Here is a 4,449-nt window from a genome sequence, read left to right on the forward strand (position 1 = left end):
GCTCACTTCTGTGAGCGGGGCGAAGACGTACCCAGGAGAGAAAAGGATCAGGAGATCAGGAGGCCGCGCTGAGGGCGGGGTCGGTGCGCCATACGCTGGCGAGCTCCGGCAGCGGTACGCCCAGGACCTCGCTGAGCCGGACGATCGTGCCGAACGCGGGCGTCGGCATGCGGCCGGTCTCGATCTTGCGGAGTGTTTCGGGCGAGATCTCCGCCGCCGCGGCGACTTCGGCGGGACTGCGGCCGGCCCGGGCGGAGCGCAATGCCGCCCCGAGACGACGGCCCGCCTCGATCTGTTCTGGGGCGAGCGGATGGCGGACCATCCGCACATGCTAGAGGCGGTCGCGTCCGGCGGGCAACCACCCCACCCTCTGGTATAAATATACCGGTCGGCCGCCCCGGGGAATCGAGGAACGCAGTGATCGAGCACAAATCTCCCGCAGACATCGAGCGCATGCACGTCACCGGACAGTTCCTGGGTCAGGTGCTGGGCGAACTCGGTGACCTCGCGGCGGTCGGGGTGAACCTGATGGACCTGGAGCACCACGCCCGCCGCCGGATCAAGGAGCGCGGCGCGGAGTCCTGCTACTGGGACTACGAGCCCTCGTTCGGCAAGGGCCCGTTCCGCAACGTGGTGTGCCTCTCGGTCAACGACGCCGTACTGCACGGGCTGCCGCACAGCTACAAGCTGCGCGACGGCGATCTGCTGACCATGGACATGGCCGTGACCGTCGACGGCTGGGCCGCCGACTCGGCCCTGTCCGTCGTCGTCGGCACCCCGGCCGCGGAGGACCTGCGGCTGATCGAGGCCACCGAGGTCGCCCTGGAGGCCGCGATCGAGGTCGCACTGCCGGGCAACCGGCTCGGGGACATCTCGGCGGCCATCGGCGGGGTCGCCAAGGAGTACGGCTACCCGGTCAACCTCGAATTCGGCGGCCACGGCATCGGCCGCACGATGCACGAGGAACTGCACATCCCCAACGACGGCCGCCCCGGCCGCGGCTGGAAGCTGCGTCCCGGACTGACGATCGCGATCGAGCCGTGGTTCGCCGCGGGCACCGACAAGATCGTGTACGACCCCGACGGCTGGACGATCCGCTCGGCCGACGGCTCACGCACCGCCCACTCCGAGCACACGGTCGCCATCACCGAGAGCGGCCCGCTGGTCCTGACCCGGCGCCCGGAGAGCACCAAGGGCACCGCGAGCGCCAAGGGACGGGAGTCGCGGCGGAAGTCGGCGACGACCGAGCGCTGACGCAGCCGCGGCCCAGGTCGCGATTCGGGCACCTCGTGCCGCTCGGGCAGCTTCGGGCGAGGTGCGCCGCCGTCAGATCCTCCGCATGGCGCCTGGCCTGCGGAGCCGCCCCACCACCGTCCTCGGCGCCGCGCCCGGCCCGGGTGACGCCGGGGCACGCTCGACACGGGTGGGAGCCGGGGCCCGGCTCTCCCACAGGGCCATCTCCCGGTCCCGATGCCCCCGTACGATCTCGGGTCCGCCCGAGCCGAAGACCCGTACGGGATGCGTGTCGTCCCAGGCGGGCCAGCCCGGGTCGCCCGTGACGGCGAACCGTACCCAGGCCGCGTGCATCTCGTCGGCGAGGGACTGCGGCGCGCCGGGACCCGCGAGCCTCTCCGCCTCGGGTACGCCGACCGTGTCGAAGACGAAGCCCAGCTCCAGGGCATGGCAGGCACCGAGGCCGGGTACGTTCGACGGCCAGGCGAACTCGTACACGTGCGAGCGCGCCCGGTGGGCGTCGGCGAGGCGGTGCAGCGGCACGCGGAGGAGGAAGTCGGTGACCAGCTGCCCCACCAGATCGGCCGTGCCCGCCCCGGGGCGGGCCAGCCGGTAGCCGCGCGGCACCTCGGGACCGCAGCGGCAGCGGGCCCTCGCGGCGGTCAGGGCGACCGGGCCGAGCCGGTCCAGGCGTTCGACGAGTCCGGTCGGCGCGAGCCACAGCCGGTACTCCTCGCTGGTCCAGCCGACGAGCAGTTCCACATCCTTGGCCGCATCGCCCTCGATCAGCGCCTCCAGCGGGTCGCGCGGCACCAGATCGCCGTCGACGACGATGCCGAACGCGGCCCCGCCGACGATCGGGCTCGCCCGGCGGCCGGCCTCCGCCTGCGCCGCGGCCAGGGCGGCGCGGTCGGCGACGGCGAACGCCCGCGCGGTCGCCGGGATCCTCAGCCTGGCCGCCATCCGCCGCACCAGGCGCCGCACCTTGTCCCGTTCCGTCACCTCGGGCGCGCCGCTCTGCAGCACCGCCCGCCGGAACAGTCCCTCGGCGCGCGGGCTCGCCAGCAGCGCCCCGATGCTGATCGCCCCGGCGGACTCGCCGAAGACGGTCACCCGGTCCGGGTCGCCGCCGAACTGCGTGATCGAGTCCCGTACCCACTCCAGTGCGGCGAGCTGATCGCGCAGGCCCGGGTTGGCGGGGGCGTCCGGGAAGAGGCCGAATCCCTCCACTCCCAGGCGGTAGTTGATGGACACGCACACCACGCCGTCCCGGGCGAAGGACCGGCCGTCGTACACCGGGATCGCGGACGAGCCCCGGGTCAGCGCCCCTCCGTGGATCCACACCATGACCGGGAGGCGGGCGCCGGGGCCCGGCTCCGGTGTCCACACGTTCAGGTTCAGGCAGTCGTCGCCCGGTACGACCGGGTCGGCGAGCAGTTTCGCGAAGGCCTCGGAGTACGGCGGCTTGGGCGGCGTCGGGCCGAAGGCGCCCGCGTCGCGCACGCCGGTCCAGGGCTCGGGCGGGACGGGCGGCCGGAAGCGGCGGGGGCCGAAGGGCGGGGCGGCGTAGGGGATGCCCCGGAAGACGGCGAGGCCGTTCTCGTAACGGCCCCGCACCGCCCCGTAGGGGGTGCCGACCACGGGATACCCGGCCCCGGTGGAATCCTCGGCCGTCACAGGTCCCTCGCCCATTCGAACCCCTCCTCACCGCGACGAGCCGCGTTCGCGGACCGCGCTGCACCGCATCACGGTCAGCGCATCACAGAACCCTCCTGTTCCGCAGCCCCGGGGTGCTCAAGCCGGACGTGTCGGCCGCCCCGAACCGCTCGGGGAACCGCTCCTGAAACGGCTCGGGGAACCCCCGCACGACCAGTATGTCCGGCATTTCGAGACTTTCGGATCCGTGGAATTCCACCGAGTACCCGCTCTTCCACGGTGAGTTCGGGCGGCCTTACTGTAGAGAACACTGTTAGGAAGCGCTTTCTACCCGAAACTTTCGCGGGCCCTCGGGACGGGGCCGGAGAGGTGGGCTCCATGGTGCGTACCGGGAGCGTGGCGGGGCCGACCCTCGCGGTCGTCGCCCGCGCGGCAGGGGTGTCCGTGCCGACGGCCTCGAAGGTGGTCAACGGCCGTGAGGACGTGGCACCAGAGACCCGCCGCCGGGTCACGGAGGCACTCGACCGGCTCGGTTACGTGCGCAGACCCCGGTTCGACGCGGCGAAGTCGCCGGGGCTGGTCGACCTCGTCGTGCACTCGCTGGAGAGTTCCCGGGCGGGTGCGGTCCTGCACGGGGTGGAGGAGGCGGCGCAGGACGCGGGGCTTGAGGTGGTCGTCTCGGCGGGGCTGACCCCGACGCGGGGCGACCGGCCGGAGCGCGGCTGGCTGGACAAGCTCGCGACCCGGGGGTCGTCCGGGGTGCTGTTCCACCTCGCCGAACTGACCGTGTCCCAGTACGCCTGGCTGGAGCAGCACCGGATTCCGTTCGTGCTGATCGACCCCGCGCTCGAACCGCCCGCGGGGGTCGTGTCGGTCGGCGGGGCCAACTGGCACGGCGGGGTGCTCGCCACCGAGCATCTGCTCTCGCTCGGCCATGAACGGATCGCCGTCATCGCGGGGCATCGCCGCAAGACGTGCGGGGGTGCGCGGGTCGCGGGGTACCGGTCTGCGCTCGCGGCGGCGGGGGTGCGGCATCGGGCGGAGTACCTGCGGTACGGCGGGCTCGACGAGGGGTCCGCGCAGCGCAGGATGCTGGAACTGCTCGATCTGCCGGAGCCGCCGACGGGCGTCTTCGTGTGCTCGGACCGGATGGCGCTGGGCGCGTATCGCGCGCTTGCGGAGCGGGGGGTGTCCGTGCCGGACGATGTCAGTGTGGTGGGGTTCGACGATCTGCCCGAGGCACGGTGGGCATCACCCGCGCTGACCACCGTCCGGCAGCCTGTTGCCGAGATGGCGGGGGTTGCGTTGCGGTTACTGGTGCGGTTGATGGCCGGGGAGCAGCTTGAAGGGACTCGGACGGAGTTGTCCACGCGGTTGGTTGTGCGGGCGAGCACGCGGGGGCTGTGAGCACGTTCCTGGGCGGGCGCTGCGTGGCATGTGCGGGCACGTGGTGGCTGGCCGCGCCGTTCCCCGCGCCCCTTAAGTGCCTGGCTGGCGCTGTGTGGCATGCGCGGGTGCATCGTGGCTGAGCGCGCCGTTCCCCGCGCCCCTAAAGAACCT

The 4,449-nt window shown here is 72.7% G+C and carries 5 protein-coding genes; 2 read left to right on the forward strand and 3 right to left on the reverse strand.

Going from position 1 to position 4,449, the window contains the following annotated elements:
* Nucleotides 1–55: 55 nt before the first annotated feature.
* A complete protein-coding gene (locus ACFWGJ_RS42300; protein WP_210888755.1) occupies nucleotides 56–322 on the reverse strand; it encodes a helix-turn-helix domain-containing protein in 267 nt (88 codons plus the stop codon).
* A gap of 95 nt (nucleotides 323–417) precedes the next feature.
* Here ACFWGJ_RS42300 and map point away from each other — a divergent pair, with 95 nt between their 5' ends.
* Nucleotides 418–1,254, forward strand: coding sequence for a type I methionyl aminopeptidase (gene map / locus ACFWGJ_RS42305; RefSeq protein WP_387334282.1), 837 nt, complete (start codon nucleotides 418–420; stop codon nucleotides 1,252–1,254).
* Nucleotides 1,255–1,326: 72 nt separating this feature from the next.
* On the opposite strand, the gene ACFWGJ_RS42310 is transcribed toward map, so the two are convergent.
* Both ACFWGJ_RS42310 and ACFWGJ_RS42315 read right to left on the reverse strand, forming a co-directional pair.
* A complete protein-coding gene (locus tag ACFWGJ_RS42310) occupies nucleotides 1,327–2,925 on the reverse strand; it encodes a carboxylesterase/lipase family protein (RefSeq protein ID WP_387334283.1) in 1,599 nt (532 codons plus the stop codon).
* Nucleotides 2,926–2,992: 67 nt separating this feature from the next.
* Nucleotides 2,993–3,118: a hypothetical protein gene (locus ACFWGJ_RS42315; protein ID WP_387334284.1), complete on the reverse strand. Its 126-nt coding sequence runs from the start codon at nucleotides 3,116–3,118 to the stop codon at nucleotides 2,993–2,995.
* A 149-nt stretch (nucleotides 3,119–3,267) separates the two neighbouring features.
* Here ACFWGJ_RS42315 and ACFWGJ_RS42320 point away from each other — a divergent pair, with 149 nt between their 5' ends.
* Nucleotides 3,268–4,296 (forward strand): LacI family DNA-binding transcriptional regulator, encoded by a 1,029-nt coding sequence (locus ACFWGJ_RS42320; protein ID WP_387334285.1) that lies wholly within the window; start codon nucleotides 3,268–3,270, stop codon nucleotides 4,294–4,296.
* The last annotated feature ends 153 nt before the right edge of the window (nucleotides 4,297–4,449 follow it).

It is taken from the genome of Streptomyces sp. NPDC060205 (assembly GCF_042728395.1).
GTDB lineage: Bacteria > Actinomycetota > Actinomycetes > Streptomycetales > Streptomycetaceae > Streptomyces.

Coding starts and splice junctions, on each gene's coding strand:
- ACFWGJ_RS42315 (WP_387334284.1), bottom strand. CDS start 3,118: ATGCCGGACATACTGGTCGTGCGGGGGTTCCCCGAGCCGTTTCAGGAG.
- ACFWGJ_RS42300 (WP_210888755.1), bottom strand. CDS start 322: ATGGTCCGCCATCCGCTCGCCCCAGAACAGATCGAGGCGGGCCGTCGT.
- ACFWGJ_RS42320 (WP_387334285.1), top strand. CDS start 3,268: ATGGTGCGTACCGGGAGCGTGGCGGGGCCGACCCTCGCGGTCGTCGCC.
- ACFWGJ_RS42310 (WP_387334283.1), bottom strand. CDS start 2,925: ATGGGCGAGGGACCTGTGACGGCCGAGGATTCCACCGGGGCCGGGTAT.